The organism is Shewanella cyperi, assembly GCF_017354985.1.
GTDB classification, from domain to species: domain Bacteria; phylum Pseudomonadota; class Gammaproteobacteria; order Enterobacterales; family Shewanellaceae; genus Shewanella; species Shewanella cyperi.
On record NZ_CP071501.1, the window covers coordinates 2,685,909 to 2,710,423 of the forward strand.

Here is a 24,515-nt window from a genome sequence, read left to right on the forward strand (position 1 = left end):
GCCTCCCTAGGGCCCAAAGCTGTTGGCTAGGGTACCGAGCACCAGGCTCCAGCCATCCACCAGCACAAACAACATGATCTTGAACGGCAGCGACACAATCATGGGTGACAGCATCATCATACCCATGGCCATCAGGATACTGGCCACCACCAAATCGATCACCAGGAAGGGCACAAACAGCATAAAGCCTATCTGGAACGCGGTTTTGAGTTCACTGGTAATGAAGGCCGGGATAAGAACGGTAATGGGCGCCGCTTCGGGACTGTCGATATCTTTGTAGCCGGCAATATCGATAAAGGTTTGCAGATCCGTGGTGCGCACCTGGGACAACATAAAGGCCTTGAGCGGTTCCTTGCCCTGATCAAAGGCCTGGGTCACCGTAAGCTGCTCATCCAGATAAGGCTTAACGCCCTGCTCGTAAATCTTGTCAAACACCGGCGCCATGATGAAGAAGGTCATGAACATTGCCATTCCCACCAGCACCTGATTCGATGGCGTCTGCTGCAAGCCGATGGCCTGTCGCAATATCGACAGCACCACTATGATGCGGGTAAAGCTGGTGAGCATGATGACCATGGCCGGCAGAAAGCTCAGCGCCGTCATCAACAGCAGAATTTGCAGGGTAACCGAGTATTCGCTGCCACCATCGGGGGTGGTGGTTACAGTGACGGCCGGCAATACACCATCGGCGGCGCCCGCAGGCAAGGCCAAGATACAACACATCAGCGCCAGAATACGGAAAAAATAATTGCTCATGCCTGTTTTGCCTTAGCCTGCTTCAGGCGCGCCGCAAACGTATTGTCTTGTGGGATGTCCAGGGGAGAGGCGAGTTTTTCAATCAGATTGACGCTGCTTGGCGTCACCCCCAGCAGATATTGCTCGCCGCCAACATCCACCAATACCAACTTTTCCTTTTGTCCCAATGGGGTCACGGCCAGCGTCTTCATCAGACTGCCACTGCCGGGCACCAAATTGAGGCGCCGCAGCAGATAGGCCAGTACGAATATCAACAGCAATACCAGGATAAGGCCCCCGAGCATGCTGGCCAGAGGCGCCAGATTGGATGCAGGCGCCTGTGTTTCGGCGGCTGTACTGGCGGGTGCCAAGGCGGCAAACAGGGTACCTGTCACAGGCGCTTTCCTCTTACTTGAGTTTCTTAATCCGTTCGGTTTGGCTGATCACATCGGTCAGGCGGATACCGAATTTATCGTTCACCACCACCACTTCACCGTGGGCTATCAGGGTGCCGTTGACCATGACGTCCAAAGGCTCACCGGCAACCCTGTCCAGCTCAACCACAGAGCCCTGGTTCAGCTGCAGCAGGTTGCGGATGCTGATAAAGCTGCGACCCACTTCCATGGAAATGGTCACAGGAATATCCATAATGGTATCCAGCTTGGCCGCGTCTTCCGAGGTCAGCGGTTTGCTTTCATCTTTCAGCTCTTCATATTCAGCAATCTGGGCTTCTTCCAAAGCCTGTTCGGCCATGGCCGCTGCCCAATCGTCTTCTGTACTCATATCAGTTCACCTTACAAATCAGAGATATCTCTGGATTTTCCTTTGCGGGTCACCAGTTGCAATTCACTCTTGACCGTTTCCGGACGTGGAATTTTCTCACAAATCTTCAGCGCCAGATTCTCCCGCGAGCGACCGAGTTTACAGCGGTAGGTCGGCAGCTCTTCAATCTTCATCAAGACGTATTCGGGCAACTCCACCGGGATAATATCGCCGGCCTTCATTTCCATGACATCACGCAGGGTCAGCTCGTGCTCGACCAAGGTGGCTTCAAAGCCCACGTCCACATCCATGATCTCGTCCCGCAGAGCCTGGGACCAGCGCATGTCCGTGTCCTGCTTATCGCTCTGCACACCGGCGTCGAGCAATTCCCTTATGGGTTCTATCATCGAATAGGGCATGGTGATGTGAAAGTCACCACCACCGCCGTCCACTTCAATATGGAAGGAGTTCACCACCACCACCTCTGTGGGGCTGACTATGTTGGCCATGGCCGGGTTGACTTCCGAGTCCAGATAATCGAACTCCACGTCCATCACCGGAGCCCAGGCGTCTTTGTAATCCTCGAAAATGATTTTCAGCAGCAACTGGACAATGCGTCGCTCCGTCGGGGTAAATTCACGGCCTTCTATCTTGGCGTGGAATCGACCGTCACCACCGAAGAAGTTGTCCACCAGGATAAACACCAATCGGGCTTCCATGGTGATCAACGCCGTGCCCTTAAGGGGCTGGAAACGCACCATGTTAAGACTGGTGGGCACGAACAGGGTATGGACGTATTCGCCGAACTTGAGCATCTGAACGCCGTTGATGGATACCTCGGCGGCCCGGCGCATCATATTGAACATGCTGATCCGCAAATGACGGGCAAAGCGCTCGTTCACTATTTCCAGCGTCGGCATCCGGCCACGGACTATTCTGTCCTGGGAAGAAAAGTCGTAGGCACGCGCCTCTATGCCACTCTCGTCGACATCTTCCTCTTCGACATCATCGACCCCGTGAAGTAGCGCGTCAATTTCGTCTTGGCTTAATAAATCAGTCACGATTCCGCCTTATATCCATCAAAGCCCGTATGCCTATTGCATCACAAAGCCGGTAAACAACACTTTTTCAACCACTTTATGGCCGGTCACCGGTTGCAGCGTGTTCTGTACATTCAGCAACGCCAGTTGCCTGAGTTCATCCTTCCCGGCCTGGGTCGTCATTTTCTGCTCGTCGGCGCCGCTGAAGGTGGTCAGCAGGGCATCCTCAATCAAAGGAATGTGCTTTCGGACCAGAACATCATCTTCCGAACCACGCACCATCAACTGCACCTTGATTTCCACCAAGCGGGTACGATTGGCACCGGGCAGGTTGAACAGAAACGGGCGCGGCATCCCCACATAGTAAGCTTCGCTCTTGGTGGCAGGATCAGCACTGGTACTCATTTCTGTGGTGTCTGTTGCTACGGACTCTCCGGCACTCTCATCATCCCCAGACAGGAAAAACCACAATCCCAGCACAATCAGCAGCAGTACTACACCACCACCTATGCCAAACAACAATAACTTGTTGCGCTTTTTGGGCTGCTGCGTTTCTTCCAGTTTCAGATCTTCTTCTTCAGCCATGTATCCGCCTTTGTCCTTGCCAATGACAACCCCGATGCTTGCGATTGCCTATAGGTTACCTCGTTAAGCGTAATAATCTATACCCGAGCCGTAACTTGTTGTCTGATTTACGCTTAACAAAGTTTCTTCTGCTGCTTTTTCATCCATGGATTCCTGGGATGCGCCACCGCTGCCTTCGCGACTGCCGAAGTCTCGGCCACCACCGCCCTGGGACACCTGACCATCGGTCAGCTGCATGCCCTGCTCGGCCAGCATTTCCCTGAGTCTTGGCAGTGCCTGCTCCATCACATCCCGGGTCTGTGACTGGGTGACGTGGAATTGCACCTGGGTTTCCTGCCCCTGCACCTGAATGCGCACCATCATTTGCCCCAGCTCCGGCGGGTCAAGACGGATTTCCGCCTGTTGGATCCCCTGGCTGACCATGGTGACCAATTGCTGCTTCATCATGGGAGCAAAACGCTGGATCATGTCATGCATGTTCTGGCTCTGCTCCATGCCCTGTCGTAATGACAGCTGCAACTGTGGCATCTCGGTTCGGCTGTGCTGTGACAAGGCCTGGATGTCCTTGTGCCCCTCGCCATTAATGCCAGTAAACAATAACGTGTCCTGCGCTTTCAGCTGCACCTGGGGCTCTTTTCCTTCCACCAGAATGAGTTCACTGTTGGCCAATTGTTTCGCTGCATCGGCCACCGGCATAGCCAACCCATCGGACATGGAACCCAGCGGCTCAGCCGCCAATGGATTGACAGTTGGCGAAACGCCCTGAGCGGCGTTTGGCGCTGCGGGATTAACCTGAGCCTGTGGCACCACCACCGGCTGCAACTTAAATTCGGCCAGGTTCTGTTGTCCCTGCTCCACCTTGGCGTCTTTTGCCAGGGGCTCCACAGGTGTGGCATCAGGGATCTCCTGTCCGTCAGCATTGCCGGTGATCTGCTGTTTAATCGGCAATATATGGTCTCTTTCCGCACCTGGAGTCTTGCCCGCACCCCATCCAGGGGCCAATTGCTGGCCTTTGGATATGTTTAGCGCATCTCCCCGGCTATCTACGCCATCGACCAAACGACTGTCGCTGATTCCCTGGGAGCCCATCAACTGCTGCAACTGGGCCATAGCGGAGGGGTCTTTGAATTTTTGGTTCAGCCATTGCTGCAACTCTTCGGGTGCCATTTGCTGCAACATCTTGGGATCGACATCAAGCAGCTCAGCCAACTCGGTGAGGATTTCCGGATTACCCGACTCCAGTTCAGACATTAACCTGTCCATGGCCTGCAACGGCGATATGGTGCCGGAAGCCGGCTCACCATCAATCAATTTGGGAAGCAGGGCCAGATCCTGCGGCAAACTGTCTCCATCAGGAACGACGGCGGCAACGTCAGCGGCAAGATCGACGGCAAAGTCTGTCACCCCGGATTGACTTTGCGGCTCCTGAATAATGCTGGAGTACTGAATTTGCGCGAAGACCAGGGCGACGTTATCTTCATTGTCGGCTGACGTTTTGGCGTCAAGTTCATCTGACTTATCGCCGGGGTTGGCACGCTCAACCCTGACCGTTTCCTGTGCTTCGCCACCGGCGGTTGCCTTGTCGAAAAACGCTGAAAAATCACCGTTTTCATTGCTGTCGACGCTGTCTTTTCCCGCTGTGGCCTGCACCTTGGCTCCACCACCCAGCAGCACATTGCTCATTTGTTGCATTGCGTTCTCCTCACCTGCTGCGCCAAAGCGCAGCCCGGGTCCCAGTCGGCCGTCGGCATTATGACTGGCGCTTATACCTTAATGGGATTAAGCAAAAATCGAACCAAAAATACTAAATATCTTTCAGTGACGGATAAATTGTTCAGCGGCGGATAAATTGTTGAATGGCGAACTCATCGGCAAGCTTTTGCTCGCGCTTGGCCTCTGCCCGCTCGCGCTTTTGCGCCTTGTGCTCAAGCAGCAGTTCCACGGCCTTGCGCTTTTGCTGCTTTTCCAGCCAATGTTGCTGCCGATGCTGCACCTGGGTGTTGGCACTGGCAACGGTGCGTAACTGTTGGCTGATGGCCTGATCGATCTGTTGGATGAACTTGTGAAACTGCTGGTAGTAGTTGGCACTGATCTGTTTGCCCTGCTGCCCGGTCAGCTGTTGCATATAGTCCAGCCGATACTGATTGAGGGCATCAAGCTGCTGCTTGCGTTTCTGGGCTTCTAGCTGGGCAGCCTTAAGCCGCAAGGCCGCCTGCTCTTCTGCTTCGGAGGCGAGTTTGAGCACGGTCAGCAGTGGATCCCGGGCGGCCATGGATTACACCTTGCACTGGGCGGCAAGCTGGGTCAGCATCAGTTCGCTGTCAGCAAAGGAAATGGCATCACGCATGGTCTGGCGCAAAAAAGCGTTCATCACCGGCTGCAGTCGAATGGCATTGTCGATGCGGGGATCGCTGCCCTGGGCGTAAGCCCCGATGGAAATCAGATCTTTATTTTGCTGGTACAGGGAATACACCTGTTTAACTTTACGCATGCACTCCAGATGCAGATCGGAAATCACCATGGGCGCCACCCGGCTGATGGAGGCTTCGATGTCAATGGCAGGGTAATGCCCCGAATCGGCAAGGGCCCGGGAAAGCACTATGTGACCGTCGAGAATCGCCCGGCTGGCGTCGGCAATGGGATCCTGTTGGTCGTCCCCCTCGGTCAGCACGGTATAAAAAGCGGTAATAGAGCCCTGCCCCGGACCACCGTTACCGGCGCGTTCCACCAACCTGGGCAACTTGGCAAACACCGACGGCGGATACCCCTTGGTTGCGGGCGGCTCGCCCACGGCCAAGGCAATTTCACGCTGGGCCTGGGCATAACGGGTCAGGCTGTCCATCAACAGCAGCACGTCGTAGCCCAAATCACGGAAATACTCGGCAATACGGGTCGAGGTTTCACAGGCCCGCAGACGCATCAGGGGCGAGGTATCGGCAGGTGCCGCCACCACCACGGAGCGGGCCCGGCCTTCGGGACCGAGGATCTCCTCAATGAATTCTTTTACTTCGCGGCCACGTTCGCCCACCAGCCCTACCACAATAATGTCGGCGGTGGTCCCCCGGGTCATCATGCCAAGCAACACCGACTTACCCACCCCCGAACCGGCGAACAGGCCCATACGCTGACCTTTACCCACGGTGAGCATGGCATTGATGGCGCGCACCCCCACATCCAGGGGTTCATGAATGGGCCTTCTGGCCAGAGGATTCATGGCAGGACTGTGGCGGGAGGCTTTTTGATCTGTATTCAGCGGTCCCAGACCATCGAGTGGCTGGCCACTGCCGTCCAGCACCCGCCCCAGCAGCGACATGCCGACATTAAGGCCACTCTGTTCACCCAAGGGGATAACCCGGGCTCCGGGAAGCACGCCCCTGAGTTCATCTATGGGCATCAGGTACAGGAGTTCGTCGTCAAAACCTATGACCTCGGCCACCAGTTCGCCCTGCATGGTCTCGATGGCGCACAAGCTGCCGACTGGAGCACGGCAACCGCTGGCCTCCAGGGTCAAGCCGACTACGCGTACCAGTTGGCCGGAGGCTACGGGTCTGAAAGGGGCAATACCCTGGGTGTATTGCGTCAGGTTATGGAGCAGGTGTTGGCTGCGAGCTGACATCATCGTCTCCCGGTTCCGAGGTCTGCACCCCGGCTTGGTCCTCTTCAGCCGCGGCAAGCGTTTGCTCGGCTTGTTCCGAATGCTGCTCATGATTTGCCAGCTGCTGCTTCAAAATACCGGTCTGCTGCTCCAGACCTTCAAACACGGCAGCCATTCTTTGTTCAATGCGCAGATCCACGCTGGAGCGTTGGCTTTCGATAATGCAGTCGCCCCGTGCTAGAGTGGGATCCGCTTCAATTTCCCACTTTTGTCGCTCCAGCTGGGCCTGGCTATAAAGACCTGACAGTAATTCAACGTCGTCGGGATTGAGGCGCAGATTGATCCGCTGCTCCTTGATGGGCAAACACTCTACCCCTTTTCGAAGTGCGGCCAATACCTGTTCGGGGTGAGTCTTAAGCTCATGGAGCAACACCTGGCGCGCCAGGGTCATGGCCAACTCCACCAGTGACAGTTCAATTTCTCTATCCAGGTGTGACAGGGGGGCGGCAAACTGTGCCAATAAGGCTTCAAAACGTTCAACCAACTGCCCGGCATGCGCCAAGCCCTCCGCCAGTCCCTGTTCGTGCCCCTGGGCGAAGCCTTCCTTATGACCCTGTTCCAGGCCGGTAAGACGGCCCTTTTCCAGCCCCTCGCCATATCCCTGTTCCTGACCCGCGGCAAAGCCTTCCTGTTCGGCGGCCTCACGAATAGCTTCGATTTCCGCCATGGTCGGCGGCGCCACCACTTCTTCGGCCGGCGCGGGTTGGTAAACACCGGGTTTACGCCCCAGCAGGTTGGACTCCACCGATTGCTGGACTTCGGTCACATCGGGCAACTGCCAGTGACTGAAGTCCTTGTCGCTCTCGGGGCGCAGCAGGTGTTTGGCGGGTTTGCTGTAGGTCATAGTTAGATGAACTCTTCACCGCCACCGCCGCCGAGCATAATCTCACCGGCGTCGCTCAGGCGTCTGGCAATGGACAGGATCTCTTTCTGGGCCAACTCAACTTCACTGACCCGGATCGGGCCCATGGCCTCAAGATCGTCACGCAGCAATTCGGCTGCACGCTTGGACATGTTGCCAAGGATCTTGTCCTTGAGCGGTTCGTCGGTGCCCTTCAGGGCCTTCATCAACACATCCTGCTGTACTTCGCGCAGCAGCGTCTGGATACCACGGTCGTCCACGTCGATAAGGTTTTCGAACACAAACATCAGATCCTGGATCTGTTGCGCCATTTCCTCGTCGGATTCGCGCATGGTCTCCATCAGCTGGCTCTCGATGGCGGTATCCAGGTAGTTCATGATGTTGGCCGCCGCTTTCAGGCCGCCCATCTTTGCCGCTTGGGCGCCACCCTGGCCGGCAAACTGTTTCTCCATGATGTCGTTCAGTTCCTGCAAGGCTGCAGGCTGAACTTCTTCAAGGTTGGCAATCCGCATCAGCAAATCAAGACGGGTGTTTTCCGGGAACTGGGCAAAAATTTCCGCCGCCTGATCCGGCTCAAGATAGGACAGCACTATGGTCTGAATTTGTGGGTGTTCGTTCTGGATGATGGTGGCCACCTGACGGGCGTCCATCCACTTGAGTGAATCGAGCCCCTTGGCACCGCCACCCATGATGATCTGTTCGATAAGGTTGCCGGCCTTGTCTTCACCCAGAGCTGCGGTCAATGCCTTGCGCACAAACTCTTCGCTGTTGAAGCCAATGGAGGAAAACTTCTGGATATCATCCAGGAACAGCTTGTGTACCCCGATGACCTTTTCCTGACCGAAGTCCTGCATCGCCGCCATGGCCATACCCACCTTCTGCACCTGCTTGGGTTCCAGATGTTTGAGGATGGCGGCAGCATCGGCCTCGCTCAGGCTCAGCAGCAGGATGGCCGTCTTATCAATACCGGACAAGTCTTTGACATTGAAGCCGGTTGTCACTTTCTCTTTAGTCTCAGCCATTGTCTTGTAACCAGTTCTTCACCACTTGGGTGGATAGTTCGGGCTCGTTGGCCACCAGTGCGCGTATGGCCTTAATCATATCATCATCTTTGTGCAGATTTGGGATCAAAATTGAGCCGTCATCCGCATAACTGTACTCTGCATCGGGGGCCGACAACATGCCCAATGTATCGGCTGCATATTGGTCTTCAATCTCGGCCAGCTCATGACCCAGACGGGGTTCATCTGGCATGGCGATACCATCGGGATAAATCAGCCGCTTCAGCATAGGGCGGACCACGAACAGGATCAGCACCAGGATAACGAAGGCACCCAATCCCAACTTGAGGGCACGCCAGAACCAGGGTTGCTCCCACAGTTCGGGCTCGGGAACTTCCTCGATAAGCTGGTCCATAAAGGGCACGGTAACCACTTCCAGCATGTCGCCACGCTGGCTGTCAAAGCCCACGGCACCTTCCAGCAGGCGGCGGATATTGGCCAGTTCCTGTTCGGTTCTGGGCACGCGGGCCACCTGACCTTCGCCGTTGGCGCCGCCGTTCTTGAAATCCACCGCTACGGAAACACTCACCCGGCGCAATACCCCAACCTGTTGACGGGTATGGCTGATAGTGGTGTCGAGCTCATAATTACGGGTCGCTTCCCTGTGGCTGGAACCATTGTTTTCCGAGGCAGACTGGTTTGCTGCCGCCAGGGTTTGCGGGATGTTGGACTCCATGGGAGGCTGATTGGACAGGGCGCCCGGGATCCCCATCACACCGGCGCCACCGCTGCTGTTCTCCACTGTCATCTCGCTGCGAACCGCTGGCAGATCGGGATTGAACCTTTTAGCGGTCTGCTCCACGGCGGTAAAGTCCATACTGACATCCACCTGGGAGGTGAAATTTTCCGGCCCCAATATCGGCATCAAAATCGCGTCAATCTTGCTGCGGTATTCGGCTTCTTTCTGCTGCACCAGTTCAAGTTCACGGCGAGCACGGGCAGAGACACCATCCTGGCTGCCTGAGTTGAGCAAACGACCATTTGAGTCTGTGACTGTCACCTTGGTGGGTTCCAGTCCCTGCACGGCCGAGGCCACAATGTCCACAATCGCATCCACTTCACCCTGACCCAAACCACCACGACGGGTGGTGACCACCACAGTAGCGCTGGGTTGGGATTTATTGCGGGCGAACACATTTTCTTTGGGCAGGGCCAGGATCACCTTGGCGCGACTGATACTTTTCAGCTCTTCGATGGCGCGGGCCAGGTTTTGCTCCTGACTGTGTTTCAGACGGGCCTGCTCCATGCGCTGACTGACGCCGAAACCACTGTCCTGACTGAGGAAGTCCTCACTGCCAGCCGGTGAGCTGTCGACGCCGGCGCGGCTCAGCATCATCTTGACGTCCTGATACTTGTCCTCGGGCACCTTCACCACATCCACATCAATCTGATAGGGGATCTTGTTCTTGTCGAGCACATCCAGCACCTGCACCATTTCCTGGGTTTCCATCTTACCCAAGGGGCGGTACTCCGGTTCCTGAGCCCACATCATGATAAAGACTGCCAGGGCCAAACAGATGGCCAGAGCCAAAATCATGGTGATTTGGCGCATCATGTCGACGCCACCCAGGCTGCCTAACATACCAGACTTGTTTTCCTGTGCCATTCCTTCCAGCCCCTCGGCGCCCATTCCCGCACCGCTTCCGACTATCATATCTGTGCTCACGTCAGTCACCCTTTAAATGCGTTACGGGCCTATACAGGCATGCTCATGATTTCTTTGTACGCTTCCACCAATTTGTTGCGCACCTGTACCGTGGCCTCGAAGGCGACACTGGCCTTTTCCCGGGCAATGACAGTGTCGGACAGAGTGACTGTGGTGTCACCCATCTCAAGACGGGTGGCCAGATTGCTGGCGGTACCTTGCAGCTGATTGACGTTGCCCAGGGCATTGACCAACAGATCACCAAAATCGGTGCCGGCGGTATTGTTAACCTGGCGCAGGGGATTGGCTTCTATGCCCATCTGCGGCGAGATTTCGCGCGTCAGCGCTTGCATCTCCTGCAGCAGTGAAGAATTTCCAATTTGCATATCCGGCTCCCTTGTCACTAATTTGACGGCGATTAAACGCGATAACCAGATAAAGCAAAATCTTTGCCAACTGTATCAGGGCAAGAAAGCAGAAACGAGGAAAAGCAGAGACAAGCTCTGCTTTTATGGGGGGGATCAGCGGTCAGGCCGGTAATTGAATGCCCATTTCACGCATCCTGGCCATCTTGTACCTGAGCGTGCGGGCACTGATCCCCAGACGCTCGGCCACCAGTTTGCGGCTGCCTTTACATTGGGACAGGGTTTCAAGAATGATGACGTGCTCCTGGGCCTTGAGTTCATCCCCCAGGCCATCCGGCTCACAGCGCCCTTCCCCTGTATGTTCGGTAAAGGCCACTTCCTGGGCATCCAGAATAATGTCCTGGGCCGTCACCGTCGCATCGTGGCACAGAATGATGGCGCGCTGGATGACATTATCCAACTCCCGCACGTTGCCGGGCCAACGGTAGGACAGCAAACGACGGCAGGCACCGTCGTCCAGTTCGGGAGCCGCGCCAATACCATTGCGACTCCAATGGCGGGCCAGAAGATGACGGGCCAGCGGCAGTATATCTGCAGGTCTTTGGTTCAGCGCCGGCCAGGTCAGAGGGAACACATTGATCCTGTAATAAAGATCTTCCCTAAAATCCCCCTGCTCGGCCATGGACTTAAGATCTCTGTTGGAGGTTGCCAATACCCTGACATCCAGCTTGATGGTTTTGCGACTGCCGAGCCGTTCAACTTCACGCTCCTGCAATACCCTCAGTAACTTGGCCTGCAGCGCAAGATCCATCTCGGAGATCTCGTCCAACAGCAAGGTGCCGCCTTGGGCCTGCTCAAACTTGCCGGGGCAAGCCTGGAAAGCACCGGTGAAGGCGCCCTTCTCATAACCGAACAGGGTCGCCTCCAGCATGTTCTCCGGAATGGCGGCACAGTTGATGGCCACAAATGGCCCCTCGGCCCTTGGACTGTTGTTATGAATATACCGCGCCAGCACTTCCTTTCCCGAACCGCTGGGGCCCAGGATCATTACGGAAGCGTCCGACTTTGCCACCCGCTCAGCCAGAGACAGCAGTGCCAAGCTCTTGTCATCGGCCACCACCGGCCTGTCGGGCGCGGCAGCCACCGGCAGATAACGGCTGACCTGATTGAGCAGCACCTCGGGAGCAAAGGGTTTGGCCAAATAATCAACCGCCCCCAGTTTAATGGCGCTGACAGCGCTGCCTATGGTGGCAAAGGCGGTCATCAGCAACACGGGAATCTTGGGATGATGTTGCCTGAGATAGCCAAGCAGGCCCATGCCACCTATGCCTTCCATTTGTACGTCGCTGATCACCATATCAAAACGGCGATGCTTGAGCGCCAGAATGGCCTCCTCGGCACTGGCAACCTCCTGACAATCGTAGTGAGCCAGCATCAGGGTATCCACCAGCGCCTCACGCAGCGCGGCATCATCCTCCACCAGCAATATGCTTGCTTCAGCCATGGTTGACCTCCTCTTTGATGGACTCGGCCACCAGCGGAAAACGCAATGTCACACAGCATCCTTGCCCGGGTGCACATTGCATATTGAACTCGCCGCCGTGATTGCGAACCACAGTCTGCACCACGGCCAATCCCAACCCGGTTCCCTGGGCTTTGGTGGTATAAAAAGGTTCCAGCACTTTTTGCTGTAGATCTGGCTCAAGGCCTTTACCGTTATCCGTGACCGTCAGCAGCACCTTACCCTCTGTATCCTCGGCCCTTACTTCTATCCGGCTAGCACCTGCCTCAAGGCTATTCATCAACAGATTATTTATCGCAGACCCCAGGGCATTGGCATTGGCCAGGATTTGTCCCTGACTGGAATCGATAAGCTGCAATTGAGCTTGGCTGCGCTGTGCCAGGGGAGCGCAGTTATCCATCACTGTGGCCAGTATGGGTGCCAGTTGGGTACGCTCACCCATGGCTTCGTGACGCCCCTTGGCCATCAACAGCATGTCATTGACCTGACGCTCAAGCTCATTGAGCCTGTCCACCAATTTTTGTCGAAAGCGGGATGAGGATTCGGCAGTTAACTTGGCACTGCCAAGATTGGACGCATAAAGTAATGCCGCCGCCAGGGGGGTACGGATCTGGTGTGCCAGGGTGGCTACCATTTTTCCCAAGGCAGACAAACGTTGCAGGTGTGCCACGTGTTTTTGCAACAAACGGGTCTCGGTCAGATCCGTCAGTACAATCAATTGCCCCTGGGTTTGCAGTAAAGGGGTAATGGCCAACTTGACCCTGCGGCCATTGCGCAAGGACACTTCGTGACCATCATCCTCACGGGGAGCAAAAGCCCGGTTGATAATGCTGAGCCAGCGTTCGGCAACCAAAGGCATTCCCAGCAATTCGGCGGCCATGGGGTTGGCCTGTCGCACTACACCATTGCCATCCAATATCACCACACCCGATGGCATGGCATGCAGCACTTCATCCATGGAAATGGCAACGGCATCCGCTTTGGCTCCCCTGAGGGAAGACAAATTCAGCGCCGGAAATTCGCTTAGCTGAGCCTGAGGTTTGGCAGACATACTGCCCCCGTCAAAAAATGAACATGGCTCAGTAACTGCACGAAGCGTGCCAATCAGCAGTAAACATTATCTGCATGATAGATATGAAAATATCTAAGTAAGAGCGGGTATGATTGGGGGACAAAAACAACAAAGGCCGGCAGAGCCGGCCTTCTACATTTGCTGAGCGATGAACTATTCCTTGCTCATGCCATACTTGCGCATTTTTTCCACCAGGGTAGTACGGCGGATCCCCAGCATCTCAGCCGCGCGGGCCACCACGTTATCCTGTTGCTCCAGCGCCTGGCGGATCATGTCGATTTCCAATTCAGCCAACAAATCCTTCAGATTGACCCCTTCCGGAGGCAGTTCACTGGGGAAACGGGTCTCAGGGATCTCGACGGGTTCATCATCACTGAAGATGGATGCCAGCGCATCGCGCTCCAGCATTTCTTCACTGACTTCAACACTGTACTCAGGCACGTCGATATGGCGATACTTCATGGGCAGATCGTTGACGTCAACCAAACCGCCCGGGTAAAGGATGGTCAGACGCTCCACCAGATTCGACAGTTCACGCACGTTGCCCGACCAGTCGTGCTCCTTGAGGGATTCGATGGCTCTCTGGGTGAAACGCACCTTGCCCCGTCCTTCATTGAATACCCTGCTGACCAGCTCCTGCAGCAACAAGGGAATATCGTCGCTGCGATCGGCCAATGCCGGCATTTCAATGGGGAAAACATTGAGACGATAGAAGAGGTCCTCACGGAACTCGTTGTTTTCTATCATCTGTTCTAAATTTCTATGGGTCGCGGCCACCACCCTCACATTCGCTTGCAAGGGCTTGCTGCCACCAACACGTTCGAATACGCGCTCCTGCAACACCCTGAGCAATTTGACCTGCATCTGCAGTGGCATGTCACCGATTTCGTCGAGGAACAAGGTGCCGCCTTCGGCCAATTCGAAACGACCTTTGCGGGAGCTGATGGCGCCGGTAAATGAGCCTTTTTCATGGCCAAAGAGCTCACTTTCGAGCAACTCGGGCGGGATAGCGCCACAGTTGACAGGAATAAAGGGGCCATCGCGGCGATCAGACAGATAATGAATATTACGAGCCACCACTTCCTTGCCTGTGCCTGACTGACCTAGCACCAGAACGGTTGCATCTGAACCCGCCACCTGGCTTATCAGGTGTCTTACCTGGGCAATGCCTTCGCTGCGTCCCACCAAGCTGCGGAACAACTTGGTCTGGTTACCACTGGTGGGAACTTCGGTGCGTTTTGCCTGACCGTAGACCTGACAAAAATGCAGCATCTCGGTTAGTTGAGGGTAGTTGAAAGGCTCTTCAAGCTGACCGATAAGACTCCCCCCCAAAGCATCGACCGGTCCCAACAAGAGTATGGGTTGCCAGGGGATTTGGGCGGCAATGGGCCTCAGCTTATCCAAAGGGATAGCATCAGTTTCAACGATCAAGGCCCTGTATCGGGTATTTTGTACTTTTTCGTTCAGCTGCACAGGGGACACAAGTTCCAGCTGCTCGCCTAAAAACTCAAGAATGCAGGAAAGGCGACTAATACGCTCAGATTGGGTTCCTACAAGCAAAATTCGTTGGTCTGTCTGCATCATTCAGTCGGCCGTAACGCTCAAATACCAGAAAAATCGCATTAATTATTGGTGTTCGTTGCTGATAACTGTCTCATTATCCGGTAACAAAATATGAAGAAAAGTTACCAAGAGGGAATATTGTATTATCGGCTCACGAGAAGCAAGCTTATGTTACGCAATAAGCTGTTCCAACACTGATTCTAGACTAAATTTCTTGCTGAATTAGACGATTTAGTCAATTTTTTGTCGCCAGTCAAAAAAGGCGCTCTCAGGGCGCCTTTTTTTGATTAAAAAACACACAGGGATCAAATCGCTTCAGAATGTGAGCTAATGTGATGTTTATCCTGCGGAATAGCATCCCAGCCTTCCTTAATGGTACGCAGTATTTCCATAACATCATCAATGGCCTGCACATCATTATTGAGATTGGCTTCGGATACTCTGCGCAGCATGAAGTCATACAAATCATGCAGGTTTGTCGCAATTTGACCGCCGGCCTCCATGTTCAGGCTATTACTGAGTCCGGTAATAATGCCAATCGCCTTGCCAATGTATATCCCTTTATTGGCGATATCATTGTTCTCAATCGCATAGCGGCTCTGTGCCAAACGTTCCAGCGCCCCGGCAAACATCATTTGAATAATCCTGTGGGGGGACGCAACGGCAATTTCACTTTCCAGCGAAACTTTGCGATATGATTGCAGTGACCCTCTCATAAGTACCTACCTATCTGCATCTATAGTCTTGTAAATATTGATTTGACGTTTACTTTTACTTTCTAAGCTCAACAATTCCCGACGTTGCTCCATCAGGGTTACGGCCTGCTTCTCAAATTGAAGGGTAATCTCCAATTGTTGTTGGAGCCGCCCTCTATCTTCGGCACTAGCACTTGCAATTAAGCTACTAAGTAAAAATTGACGCTGCCCAATAACCACCTGCAAATTTGATACCAACTCATCAGCTTCTACACTTTCTGCTGGCAATTCAGCTAATTTACTTAGCAATTCGGCAATATGTACATTCAGTTCGTCAAGCTCAATCAAATCCTACTCCAATATCTCCTTAGAGGTCTGCACTACCCGACAACCCCGGGTAGTGAATTCAGCCTGTCTGATAATCCAGCACTTTGTTGGTTTAAACCAGCCACAATCAAATCCATTGCATTGAATTGCTTTAGAAGTCTGGCACGCAATTGGTCCATCTTCAATGTGAAAGCTTCTCGTTGATCTGACAGTCTTTTTTTATCATTTGTATATGCATTGTTGCGGCTGTCAATCACACCTCCAGACTTAACATAGGACTTGGCCAATTCATTAAAGCGATTGGCCAACCCCGTAGTTGGAGTGCTAAACAAGCCCTCTATCTTTGCCATATCACCATCAATGGCTGCATCCAGCTTTGAACTATTAACTGACAATTTACCATAGCGGTCGGATTCAATACCTATATCGTACAACGCCACTTCTTTACCGCCTACAGTAACCCGCTCACTGGCCATATTACGCAATTGTGACTCTAAAGAGCGTATCAGAGAGTCCCCCTGCAAGGCTGCTGCAGTCTTCTTATCCGCATCGTATGAAGATACTTTGTCAATCGCTCCGATCAAAGTGTTATAAGCGTCAACAAACCCTTGCACATTTGTTTTAACCGCGTCATTGTCCTGCTCAATCTTGAGGGTCGTTACTTTGTTGACATCTGCAGCCGCCAAATTCAAGGTTACCCCAGTTATGGCACTTTTGATTTCATTACTTTGCGACGTTACTTTTTGCCCATCTATGTAAATTATGGCATTGTCCGCAGCCTGCAGTTCAGACAAGTTGCCAACACCGAACATATCATTCAATCCGGTTCCAGATGTATCCGTTGCAACCACACTAATCTGATTGTCAGTTCCAGACTTATCAGAACTGAAAACCAAACGACTGCCGGCATCACTTGTGACAACGGATGCTGTAACTCCGACATTATTGGCATCGTCATTGATTTTGCTGGCAATTTGATAGAGTGATTCTGTACCATCAAGAGCTACGCTAAAATTGGCGCCATTCACTGTGAACGCCAAACTTCCATCTCCAACAACTGCGTTTGGATCGGCAATGTTAACACCTGCCACCTTGTGTTGCCTGGCCAAGGATTCAACCTTAATGTCGTAACTGGCTTTCTGAGCAGTCTTATCAGCGACTGCAGACAAATATGTACTGTCACTAGCGCTGATCTTACGTTGATTAAGCTCATCACCAGACATGAGTTTCTTCAAGGCATCTTGAAACTTGGACAACTCACTTTTGAGAGTGCCCATCGCTGATACTTTGGCATTGATCGTCTGTTCCGTCTTATTGAATATGGCCTCCTTCGGCACCTTTTCCGAATCGACCAACACTTGGACAATATTACTAATATCCAAACCAGATCCGATACCCGTTGCTGTTAATGCCATATCAACCTCTGACTAGAACCGTTTTCACATACTACCTTAGGCTTCTGTTTTCATTAACAGGCCTGCTACTACAGACAATTTCTCCGCCAATTCCAACGCTTCTTCAGTTGGGATTTGCCGGATCAGATCGCCTGATTCGATGTCCATCACACTGACTACATGCTGACCAGACTTTTCATCAACTTTAAACGAAAGCCCTTTATGCATCACAGACATCATATCATTCAAATCTGATGCCACTTTTTCAAGCTGGTCAGATTCAATTGCTGTCTGCTCAGAGACCTTTTCAGGGGCAACTTTTTCATCAGACCCACTCTTCTCTGATCGAAGAGTTTGACTATTGCTATCGCCAGGCACCGTAACCACTTTACCTGTCTCTATTTTAGCAGTTGCAGGTATAAATGAATTGACACTACTGATATCCATTTCCATATTTCACCTCCAGGAGCCCCTATGTTCGATCACCCGAAGTAAACAATCCTAATGTTTACCCCTATTTAATCTTGATTACCAGAGCTTTGCTTAATGCATCAAAGGGAGCTTCGTTACCGAACCTCCCTTTGTATTCACTGATGTATCAAAGTCCCTTGGTTACAGCAGCGACAATGCAACTTGCGGTAACTGGTTTGCCTGAGCCAACATCGCGGACCCAGTTTGTTGCAACACCTGATGCTTGGTCATTGCTGATGTTTCTTTTGCAAAGTCCACATCAACGATACGACTCTTGGCATCTGCTACGTTGGCCTGTGTATTGGCGCTGTTGCTGATGTTGTGTGAGAGACGATTTTGAATAGCGCCGAGCTTGGCGCGTTGGGTATCAATGCTCTTGAGGGCTGCATCAATTGCAACAATTGAAGTAGAAGCCGCTGTATCAGAAGATACCAACAGAGCGCCAACCCCCAGGTTAGTTGCGTCTGTGGCAGAAATGGTCACAGATACAGTCTCGCCTCCCTGATGGCCAACTTGGAAGCTCTTTGCATTGAAGCTGCTGTCCAGCAATTTTGTATTGCCGAATGCTGTAGTGGAGGAAATTGCGGTAATCTCCAGAGCCAGCTGGTCGATTTCAGCCTGCAGGGCATCACGATCAGAGGTAGAGTTTGCGCCGTTTACAGCTTGCACCGAAAGATCACGCATGCGTTGCAGCATGTTGGTCTGTTCCTGCATCGCACCTTCGGCAATTTGCGCCACGGAGATTGCATCATTAGCATTACGCATACCTACTTCCAATCCGCGAACCTGGCTGTTCAAGCGGTTTGAAATTGCCAATCCGGCGGCGTCATCCTTGGCACTGTTAATCCTCATGCCGCTGGACAAACGCTCCATTGAGGTCGCCAATGCACTTCCTGATGCGTTCAAATTCTTCTGTGCCTTCAAAGAGGTTACGTTGGTGTTGACTGTAATGGCCATAATAAATTTCCTCTAACTACCTGACGGTTACCCGACTAATTGCCTGAGTGTGTCAGGCCGAATATCTTGTTCACTCTCTATAACGGCTGCGTGTTGGATTTCTTTAGTGATTTATTGAAGATTTTTTAATCAGAATTAGTGCGATGATAATATCTTTAAATATCAGTTAAATATTGCGTTCCGTTACCCTAATTCTTCGGAGGATACCCAGCAAAATGATGCTCTCCTATGAACAATCGAACCCAACGCTAAGTCCAATTGTTAAAGACGGCAATAAAAAAGACGGCACTTTAGTGCCGCCTTCTAACCATCTTACATAGTTACATCATTACAGTAATGACAGCGCTACCTGAGGCAACTGATTGGCCTGCGCCAACATGGCAGAACCTGTCTGTTGCAATACTTGGTGCTTAGTCATGGCCGAAGTTTCCTTGGCAAAATCGACATCCACAATACGACTTTTTGCATCCGCCACGTTGGCCTGAGTATTGGCACTGTTGCTGATGTTGTGCGCCAAACGATTCTGCACTGCGCCCAGGGAAGCACGTTGGGTATCTATCGTTTTAAGTGCGGCATCAATCTTATCGATGGCGGAACCTGCCAGCGTATCAGTTGACACAGCTAAAGCGTCCACTGCCAAAGTTGTAGCATCTGTTCCTGTTATTGTAATTGAAACATTTTCACCGCCCTGATGCCCAACCTGGAAGCTTTTACCAGAGAATCCACCACTAAGCAATTTGGTATTGCCAAAAGCAGTAGTGTTTGAGATCGCGGTGATTTCCAGCGCCAGTTGATCAATTTCAGCCTGCAGAGCATCACGATCTGAGGTAGAGTTTGCGCCGTTAACAGCTTGCACAGACAAATCTCGCATGCGTTGCAGCATGTTTGTCTGCTCCTGCATGGCGCCTTCTGCAATCTGTGCTACGGAGATGGCATCGTTGGCATTACGCATGCCCACTTCCAGGCCCCGAACCTGGCTGTTAAGACGATTGGAGATCGCCAAGCCCGCAGCATCATCTTTAGCGCTGTTAATTCTCATACCACTGGACAAACGCTCCATAGATGTCGCCAGTGCGCTACCCGACGCATTAAGGTTCTTTTGTGCCTTCATTGAAGTCACATTGGTGTTGACTGTTATCGCCATAATTAAAGTCCTCTTGCTTGCCTGATTACTTCGGCTGATGCAGATGAACCAGGCCGAAAATTTTCTACATCTCTATAGCGGCGCGACTAATCAGAACTTTAGCACTTTTTGCAGAATTACTTTATTCATACATAGTTAGCACCAAACAAGTCAAGCCGCTGATTTTAATGAATTAAATAAGAAGGCGGAACCAGCTGCTTTTCCAAGCCGGCTGTTAACTCTTCTCACACAAAGGAATAAATCAAAGACTATCGCTCATTAAAAAGGCACCCCTAGGTGCCTTTTTATTCGAGCTAGTTATAGTAAGGACAATGCGACTTGAGGCAACTGATTGGCCTGTGCCAACATGGCCGAACCTGTTTGTTGTAAGACCTGATGCTTGGTCATTGCAGAAGTTTCTTTGGCAAAATCCACATCAACAATACGGCTCTTGGCATCCGCCACGTTGGCCTGAGTATTAGCACTATTGCTGATGTTGTGTGCCAAGCGGTTTTGCACCGCACCCAATTTTGCTCTTTGGGTATCAATACTATTAAGAGCAGCATCAATCTTATCAATGGAACTTGCCGCAGCCGAATCTGTTGACAGAGCTAATGCATTTACAGTCAGTGAAGATGCATCTGTACCTGAAATGGTTACAGATACGGTTTCCCCCCCCTGATGACCTACCTGAAAACTTTTGGCATTAAAACTGCTATCCAGCAGTTTGGTATTGCCGAAGGCAGTGGTGGTGGCAATAGCTGTAATTTCTAACGCCAACTGATCAATTTCCGCCTGCAGAGCATCACGATCCGAAGTTGAGTTCGCACCGTTCACGGCCTGAACAGACAGATCGCGCATACGTTGCAGCATGTTAGTCTGTTCTTGCATGGCCCCTTCGGCAATTTGGGCAACTGAGATTGCATCATTGGCATTACGCATGCCGACTTCCAATCCTCGAACCTGGCTGTTAAGGCGGTTGGAGATTGCCAAGCCGGCAGCATCATCTTTAGCGCTATTAATCCTCATACCACTGGACAAACGCTCCATGGATGTCGCCAAAGCGCTTCCTGAGCTATTAAGGTTCTTTTGTGCCTTCATGGAGGTCACGTTGGTATTGACTGTTATTGCCATGGTTACATCCTCTTAGGACCTTACTACTCTATGGGACTCAGGTGAATAAAACCTGCTCACACAGGTTTACGGCCTTAAATGAAATATCTTTAGCCATTTCAGCAATATTTTTACTTAGTGTGCTCAGCGTTACATTGACAATGGCTCGGAGTCCAGCTGGAGCGTCAAGACTATTCCACCCTCCAAAGAGCTACGGCATTTCTGAATTCTGAGCAAGTTGATACAAAAGGAGAAATAAAAAACGGCGTCCATATCAGAACGCCGTTTATACATTCAATGTTTATTGTTAGAGCAAGGACAAGGCCACTTGTGGCAACTGATTCGCTTGGGCTAACATGGCCGAGCCGGTTTGTTGGAGCACTTGATGTTTGGTCATTTGGGACGTTTCTTTCGCAAAGTCCACATCCACTATACGGCTCTTGGCATCAGCAACGTTTGCTTGTGTATTAGCGCTATTACTAATGTTATGGCTGAGGCGATTTTGAGTTGCGCCCAGTTTCGCACGTTGGGAGTCTATATTCTTGATAGCGGTATCAATAAGGCCGATGGCTGTCGATGCGGTAGAGTCGGCCGTTACATCCAAACTCTGCACACTCAAAGTGGTTGCATCGGTAGCCGAAATACTAATGGATACATTTTCACCGCCCTGATGCCCCACTTGAAAGCTCTTTCCAGTGAAACCACCGCTAAGTAGTTTAGTGTTGCCGAAGGCTGTAGTGTTGGAAATGGCATTAATTTCCAGCGCCAATTGATCGATTTCCGCCTGCAACGCATCCCTGTCTGAGCTTGAGTTGGCACCGTTAACAGACTGTGCAGCCAAATCTCGCATACGCTGCAACATGTTGGTTTGCTCTTGCATTGCACCTTCAGCGATTTGGGCTACAGAGATAGCGTCGTTGGCGTTACGCATACCAACCTCAAGACCGCGAACTTGGCTATTCAATCGGTTGGAGATAGCCAAACCGGCAGCGTCATCTTTGGCGCTGTTGATACGCATACCACTAGACAGTCGCTCCATTGAGGTTGCCAGTGCATTACCGGAACTATTCAGGTTTTTTTGCGCCTTCATGGAGGTCACGTTTGTATTTACTGTAATCGCCATTTTAGATTTCCTCTTAAAACCTGACCTAACTAGGGTATTGGATGTCAGGAGCTGTACTGTTCACGTATCTATTAACGGCAAAATCTCAAAATACTTGAGCAATTTTTTGACACTTTAGCCAACACCTTTTTAAAGTGACATTTTTCATTTTATATTTAGTAACTTAAGTTAACCTAGCATAACACGCCAGTCTCATAGCTTTACCCAGAAGCCGGTTTGCATCTAACTATCCTGTTTGAACAGAGTATTCTACAACAGGCTCAGGTTGCCTGGCCCAACAGAGCACAGGCAAACACCTGAAACGGCCAATTCCTCTAAGGCTTAGCCTAGCAGTGAAAGTGCAACCTGAGGCAATTGATTTGCCTGGGCTAACATGGCAGAACCAGTTTGTTGCAATACTTGATTCTTAGTCATTTGAGATGTTTCCTTAGCAAAGTCCACATCAACAATACGGCTCTTAGCATCTGCTACGTTGGCTTGGGTATTAGCACTGTTACTGATATTGTGAGCCATGCGGTTTTGGATTGCCCCCAAACGTGCACGTTGGGAATCAATACTCGACAAGGCTGCATCAATGGCAACTATAGCACTCGAAGCAGTAGCATCCGTTGATAATGCCAAAGCATCTACCCCAAGAGTAGTAGCATCAGTTGCAGAGATAGAGATGGATATGTTCTCTCCACCCTGATGACCTACCTGAAAGTTTCTGCCGGTAAAACCGCCACTCAGCAATTTAGTATTACCAAAGGCCGTTGAGTTGGATATGGCGCCTATTTCCTGCACAAGTTGATCAACTTCAGCCTGCAACGCTTCACGATCTGAAGTTGAGTTAGCACCGTTAACCGATTGCACAGCCAAATCACGCATACGCTGCAGCATGTTGGTCTGTTCCTGCATTGCCCCCTCAGCAACCTGTGCAACCGAAATACCGTCGTTGGCATTTCTCATGCCCACTTCCAGGCCTCGTACTTGGCTGTTAAGACGGTTAGAGATTGCCAGACCAGCTGCGTCATCCTTGGCACTATTGATGCGCATACCGGAAGACAAGCGTTCCATTGAAGTTGCGAGGGCGCTACCTGAATTGTTCAGGTTTTTTTGCGCCTTCATTGCAGTAACGTTGGTATTAACTGTAATAGCCATTTTTAGTTCCTCTTCTCAGGTGTTACCGCCAAGGCTTGGAGCTTGGCTAAACATTTATTAATCAGGTGCTTATATTAAGCCTTCATCCAGTGTCAGATATAGTCAAACAGGGATGTCGAGCTCACTTTGCCAAATACGTTTGAAACCGCGTTCAATGCAAGCTGCTGCTTTTCAAATTCCGAGATCGCAGACGCATAGTCCAGATCCTGCAATATTGATAAGGCCGAACTGTTAACAACCTGCTCTTCCTCATGCCTTCCGGTATAATTCTCAAGACTTTTGAGATTGTTACCTGCTATTGCTCTGGCTGATGCCAGCTGTTCCAGACCGCTATCAAAGTTATTCAATAACTGTGCCAATTGAGCTTTGCCTGCGGGGGAATTGATCAATGTGTCGTCATTGATCAAGCTAATGGCCTGCGTAACTGTATCGAAAATACTGATTTCGGACTGGGGAGACATACTGAAGCTATCGCCTGCCAATGGCTTTCCATCCAGCTGCACCTCAATACCATTGAAAGCCACAGGTACACTGGCATTGAAGTTATTGACGTTTGCCACTAATGCACTACTTGAGTCACGCACTTCCAGATTGACCCCTCCAGCACCATTATCAATGAAATTAAAGGTATAAATATCTGGCACATGGGTGGTACTGTTTGTAACGGCAGCCGATAACACCCTGAAGTCCCCGGCCTGAGAAGCCAAATAATTGACACCATAATCACCTAAACCATTTGGGCCCTTCATGAAGGCCATATCTCCAGGAATATTAATTCCCAAACCAACATTGCTGGCAACAATTGCCTGGCGGATACCATCATCACCTTGGTAAACCATTGCACCTGCGGCATCAAAAGCAAATGGCTGGCTTTCAACCTGGAAGCCGGCAAACAAGTAATTACCGGATTCATCCTGGGTATTGGCCACCTTTAACAATTCCTCCAGGGAACCTTGCAATTCATCGGCAATCATTTGCCGCTCTCCGGACGCCAGGGTGCCATTCACAGCCCTCAGCACTTGTTCACGCATAGATGTCACCAAATTACCCGCATTACCGAGTTGGCTTTCCGCCATATTCAAGTGATTGGTTGCATAGTCAATATTTCTCATAAACTGGTCTGTCAGAGCTTGCTGTTGAGTTAAATTGTCAATCGCCAGCGCCGCCACGGGATCCTCTCCCGAGGAGCTGATCTTTTTGCCGCTGGAAAGTTGATCAAGGCTCTTGGCCGCCGCAGTCTGCTTTTGCAAAATGCTGGTCGTGGTCTGGGAAAACATCTGAGCTGTAGAAATTCGCATGACCATT

At 51.6% G+C, this 24,515-nt stretch carries 25 protein-coding genes; all 25 read right to left on the bottom strand.

Annotated features, from left to right (window positions below; all coding sequences use genetic code 11):
* Positions 1–6 precede the first annotated feature (6 nt).
* Positions 7–756 (bottom strand): flagellar type III secretion system pore protein FliP, encoded by a 750-nt coding sequence (fliP, locus tag JYB84_RS11660; RefSeq protein WP_207320243.1) that lies wholly within the window; start codon positions 754–756, stop codon positions 7–9.
* Positions 753–1,130 carry a flagellar biosynthetic protein FliO gene (gene fliO, locus JYB84_RS11665; protein WP_407695998.1) on the bottom strand — a complete coding sequence of 126 codons (378 nt, stop codon included), beginning with the start codon at positions 1,128–1,130 and terminating at the stop codon, positions 753–755. Before fliO ends, fliP begins: the two co-directional genes overlap by 4 nt.
* 13 nt (positions 1,131–1,143) lie before the next feature.
* The gene (gene fliN, locus JYB84_RS11670) at positions 1,144–1,518 is read right to left on the bottom strand and encodes a flagellar motor switch protein FliN (protein ID WP_207320244.1); all 375 of its coding nucleotides are present in this window, start codon (positions 1,516–1,518) and stop codon (positions 1,144–1,146) included.
* An 11-nt stretch (positions 1,519–1,529) separates the two neighbouring features.
* On the bottom strand, positions 1,530–2,558 hold the full coding sequence (gene fliM / locus JYB84_RS11675) for a flagellar motor switch protein FliM (protein ID WP_207320245.1): 1,029 nt from the start codon (positions 2,556–2,558) through the stop codon (positions 1,530–1,532).
* Between the two features lie 33 nt (positions 2,559–2,591).
* Positions 2,592–3,122 (bottom strand): flagellar basal body-associated protein FliL, encoded by a 531-nt coding sequence (gene fliL, locus JYB84_RS11680; RefSeq protein ID WP_207320246.1) that lies wholly within the window; start codon positions 3,120–3,122, stop codon positions 2,592–2,594.
* Between the two features lie 63 nt (positions 3,123–3,185).
* Positions 3,186–4,814, bottom strand: a complete 1,629-nt coding sequence (locus JYB84_RS11685; RefSeq protein ID WP_228289603.1) for a flagellar hook-length control protein FliK — start codon at positions 4,812–4,814, stop codon at positions 3,186–3,188.
* A 142-nt stretch (positions 4,815–4,956) separates the two neighbouring features.
* Positions 4,957–5,394 carry a flagellar export protein FliJ gene (gene fliJ, locus JYB84_RS11690; RefSeq protein WP_207320247.1) on the bottom strand — a complete coding sequence of 146 codons (438 nt, stop codon included), beginning with the start codon at positions 5,392–5,394 and terminating at the stop codon, positions 4,957–4,959.
* A 3-nt stretch (positions 5,395–5,397) separates the two neighbouring features.
* Entirely contained in the window at positions 5,398–6,738 is a 1,341-nt protein-coding gene (fliI, locus tag JYB84_RS11695) for a flagellar protein export ATPase FliI (RefSeq protein WP_207323205.1), read from the bottom strand.
* Positions 6,707–7,621, bottom strand: a complete 915-nt coding sequence (gene fliH, locus JYB84_RS11700; protein WP_207320248.1) for a flagellar assembly protein FliH — start codon at positions 7,619–7,621, stop codon at positions 6,707–6,709. The genes fliI and fliH overlap by 32 nt, the downstream gene beginning before the upstream one ends.
* A gap of 2 nt (positions 7,622–7,623) precedes the next feature.
* On the bottom strand, positions 7,624–8,661 hold the full coding sequence (gene fliG, locus JYB84_RS11705) for a flagellar motor switch protein FliG (protein ID WP_207320249.1): 1,038 nt from the start codon (positions 8,659–8,661) through the stop codon (positions 7,624–7,626).
* Complete coding sequence (fliF, locus tag JYB84_RS11710; protein WP_207320250.1) at positions 8,654–10,354, bottom strand: flagellar basal-body MS-ring/collar protein FliF; 1,701 nt, start codon at positions 10,352–10,354, stop codon at positions 8,654–8,656. The genes fliG and fliF overlap by 8 nt, the downstream gene beginning before the upstream one ends.
* A gap of 41 nt (positions 10,355–10,395) precedes the next feature.
* Positions 10,396–10,731, bottom strand: a complete 336-nt coding sequence (gene fliE, locus JYB84_RS11715; RefSeq protein ID WP_207320251.1) for a flagellar hook-basal body complex protein FliE — start codon at positions 10,729–10,731, stop codon at positions 10,396–10,398.
* A 142-nt stretch (positions 10,732–10,873) separates the two neighbouring features.
* A complete protein-coding gene (locus JYB84_RS11720) occupies positions 10,874–12,214 on the bottom strand; it encodes a sigma-54-dependent transcriptional regulator (RefSeq protein ID WP_207320252.1) in 1,341 nt (446 codons plus the stop codon).
* The gene (locus tag JYB84_RS11725) at positions 12,207–13,283 is read right to left on the bottom strand and encodes a sensor histidine kinase (RefSeq protein ID WP_207320253.1); all 1,077 of its coding nucleotides are present in this window, start codon (positions 13,281–13,283) and stop codon (positions 12,207–12,209) included. Before JYB84_RS11725 ends, JYB84_RS11720 begins: the two co-directional genes overlap by 8 nt.
* Before the next feature lie 174 nt (positions 13,284–13,457).
* Positions 13,458–14,888, bottom strand: a complete 1,431-nt coding sequence (locus JYB84_RS11730; RefSeq protein ID WP_323128522.1) for a sigma-54 dependent transcriptional regulator — start codon at positions 14,886–14,888, stop codon at positions 13,458–13,460.
* A gap of 284 nt (positions 14,889–15,172) precedes the next feature.
* Positions 15,173–15,583: a flagellar export chaperone FliS gene (gene fliS / locus JYB84_RS11735; protein ID WP_207320254.1), complete on the bottom strand. Its 411-nt coding sequence runs from the start codon at positions 15,581–15,583 to the stop codon at positions 15,173–15,175.
* A 6-nt stretch (positions 15,584–15,589) separates the two neighbouring features.
* Entirely contained in the window at positions 15,590–15,910 is a 321-nt protein-coding gene (locus tag JYB84_RS11740; RefSeq protein ID WP_207320255.1) for a hypothetical protein, read from the bottom strand.
* A 32-nt stretch (positions 15,911–15,942) separates the two neighbouring features.
* Positions 15,943–17,304, bottom strand: a complete 1,362-nt coding sequence (gene fliD, locus JYB84_RS11745) for a flagellar filament capping protein FliD (protein ID WP_207320256.1) — start codon at positions 17,302–17,304, stop codon at positions 15,943–15,945.
* Between the two features lie 36 nt (positions 17,305–17,340).
* The gene (locus JYB84_RS11750; protein WP_407695999.1) at positions 17,341–17,736 is read right to left on the bottom strand and encodes a flagellar protein FlaG; all 396 of its coding nucleotides are present in this window, start codon (positions 17,734–17,736) and stop codon (positions 17,341–17,343) included.
* 159 nt (positions 17,737–17,895) lie between these two features.
* The gene (locus JYB84_RS11755; RefSeq protein WP_207320257.1) at positions 17,896–18,711 is read right to left on the bottom strand and encodes a flagellin N-terminal helical domain-containing protein; all 816 of its coding nucleotides are present in this window, start codon (positions 18,709–18,711) and stop codon (positions 17,896–17,898) included.
* 328 nt (positions 18,712–19,039) lie between these two features.
* On the bottom strand, positions 19,040–19,855 hold the full coding sequence (locus JYB84_RS11760; RefSeq protein ID WP_207320258.1) for a flagellin N-terminal helical domain-containing protein: 816 nt from the start codon (positions 19,853–19,855) through the stop codon (positions 19,040–19,042).
* Positions 19,856–20,152: 297 nt separating this feature from the next.
* Positions 20,153–20,968, bottom strand: a complete 816-nt coding sequence (locus JYB84_RS11765; RefSeq protein WP_207320259.1) for a flagellin N-terminal helical domain-containing protein — start codon at positions 20,966–20,968, stop codon at positions 20,153–20,155.
* Between the two features lie 286 nt (positions 20,969–21,254).
* The gene (locus JYB84_RS11770) at positions 21,255–22,070 is read right to left on the bottom strand and encodes a flagellin N-terminal helical domain-containing protein (RefSeq protein WP_207320260.1); all 816 of its coding nucleotides are present in this window, start codon (positions 22,068–22,070) and stop codon (positions 21,255–21,257) included.
* 321 nt (positions 22,071–22,391) lie between these two features.
* Complete coding sequence (locus JYB84_RS11775; RefSeq protein ID WP_207320261.1) at positions 22,392–23,210, bottom strand: flagellin N-terminal helical domain-containing protein; 819 nt, start codon at positions 23,208–23,210, stop codon at positions 22,392–22,394.
* Between the two features lie 92 nt (positions 23,211–23,302).
* Entirely contained in the window at positions 23,303–24,508 is a 1,206-nt protein-coding gene (gene flgL / locus JYB84_RS11780; RefSeq protein WP_207320262.1) for a flagellar hook-associated protein FlgL, read from the bottom strand.
* Between the last annotated feature and the right edge of the window lie 7 nt (positions 24,509–24,515).

Coding starts and splice junctions, on each gene's coding strand:
- JYB84_RS11725 (WP_207320253.1), bottom strand. CDS start 13,283: ATGTCTGCCAAACCTCAGGCTCAGCTAAGCGAATTTCCGGCGCTGAAT.
- JYB84_RS11730 (WP_323128522.1), bottom strand. CDS start 14,888: ATGATGCAGACAGACCAACGAATTTTGCTTGTAGGAACCCAATCTGAG.
- JYB84_RS11755 (WP_207320257.1), bottom strand. CDS start 18,711: ATGGCCATTACAGTCAACACCAACGTAACCTCTTTGAAGGCACAGAAG.
- JYB84_RS11750 (WP_407695999.1), bottom strand. CDS start 17,736: ATGGAAATGGATATCAGTAGTGTCAATTCATTTATACCTGCAACTGCT.
- flgL (WP_207320262.1), bottom strand. CDS start 24,508: ATGCGAATTTCTACAGCTCAGATGTTTTCCCAGACCACGACCAGCATT.
- fliI (WP_207323205.1), bottom strand. CDS start 6,738: ATGTCAGCTCGCAGCCAACACCTGCTCCATAACCTGACGCAATACACC.
- fliG (WP_207320249.1), bottom strand. CDS start 8,661: ATGGCTGAGACTAAAGAGAAAGTGACAACCGGCTTCAATGTCAAAGAC.
- fliF (WP_207320250.1), bottom strand. CDS start 10,354: ATGATAGTCGGAAGCGGTGCGGGAATGGGCGCCGAGGGGCTGGAAGGA.
- fliH (WP_207320248.1), bottom strand. CDS start 7,621: ATGACCTACAGCAAACCCGCCAAACACCTGCTGCGCCCCGAGAGCGAC.
- JYB84_RS11720 (WP_207320252.1), bottom strand. CDS start 12,214: ATGGCTGAAGCAAGCATATTGCTGGTGGAGGATGATGCCGCGCTGCGT.
- fliP (WP_207320243.1), bottom strand. CDS start 756: ATGAGCAATTATTTTTTCCGTATTCTGGCGCTGATGTGTTGTATCTTG.
- JYB84_RS11765 (WP_207320259.1), bottom strand. CDS start 20,968: ATGGCAATAACAGTCAATACCAACGTGACCTCCATGAAGGCACAAAAG.
- JYB84_RS11770 (WP_207320260.1), bottom strand. CDS start 22,070: ATGGCGATTACAGTAAATACAAACGTGACCTCCATGAAGGCGCAAAAA.
- fliS (WP_207320254.1), bottom strand. CDS start 15,583: ATGAGAGGGTCACTGCAATCATATCGCAAAGTTTCGCTGGAAAGTGAA.
- JYB84_RS11775 (WP_207320261.1), bottom strand. CDS start 23,210: ATGGCTATTACAGTTAATACCAACGTTACTGCAATGAAGGCGCAAAAA.
- fliD (WP_207320256.1), bottom strand. CDS start 17,304: ATGGCATTAACAGCAACGGGTATCGGATCTGGTTTGGATATTAGTAAT.
- fliJ (WP_207320247.1), bottom strand. CDS start 5,394: ATGGCCGCCCGGGATCCACTGCTGACCGTGCTCAAACTCGCCTCCGAA.
- fliE (WP_207320251.1), bottom strand. CDS start 10,731: ATGCAAATTGGAAATTCTTCACTGCTGCAGGAGATGCAAGCGCTGACG.
- fliL (WP_207320246.1), bottom strand. CDS start 3,122: ATGGCTGAAGAAGAAGATCTGAAACTGGAAGAAACGCAGCAGCCCAAA.
- JYB84_RS11685 (WP_228289603.1), bottom strand. CDS start 4,814: ATGCAACAAATGAGCAATGTGCTGCTGGGTGGTGGAGCCAAGGTGCAG.
- fliN (WP_207320244.1), bottom strand. CDS start 1,518: ATGAGTACAGAAGACGATTGGGCAGCGGCCATGGCCGAACAGGCTTTG.
- JYB84_RS11760 (WP_207320258.1), bottom strand. CDS start 19,855: ATGGCGATAACAGTCAACACCAATGTGACTTCAATGAAGGCACAAAAG.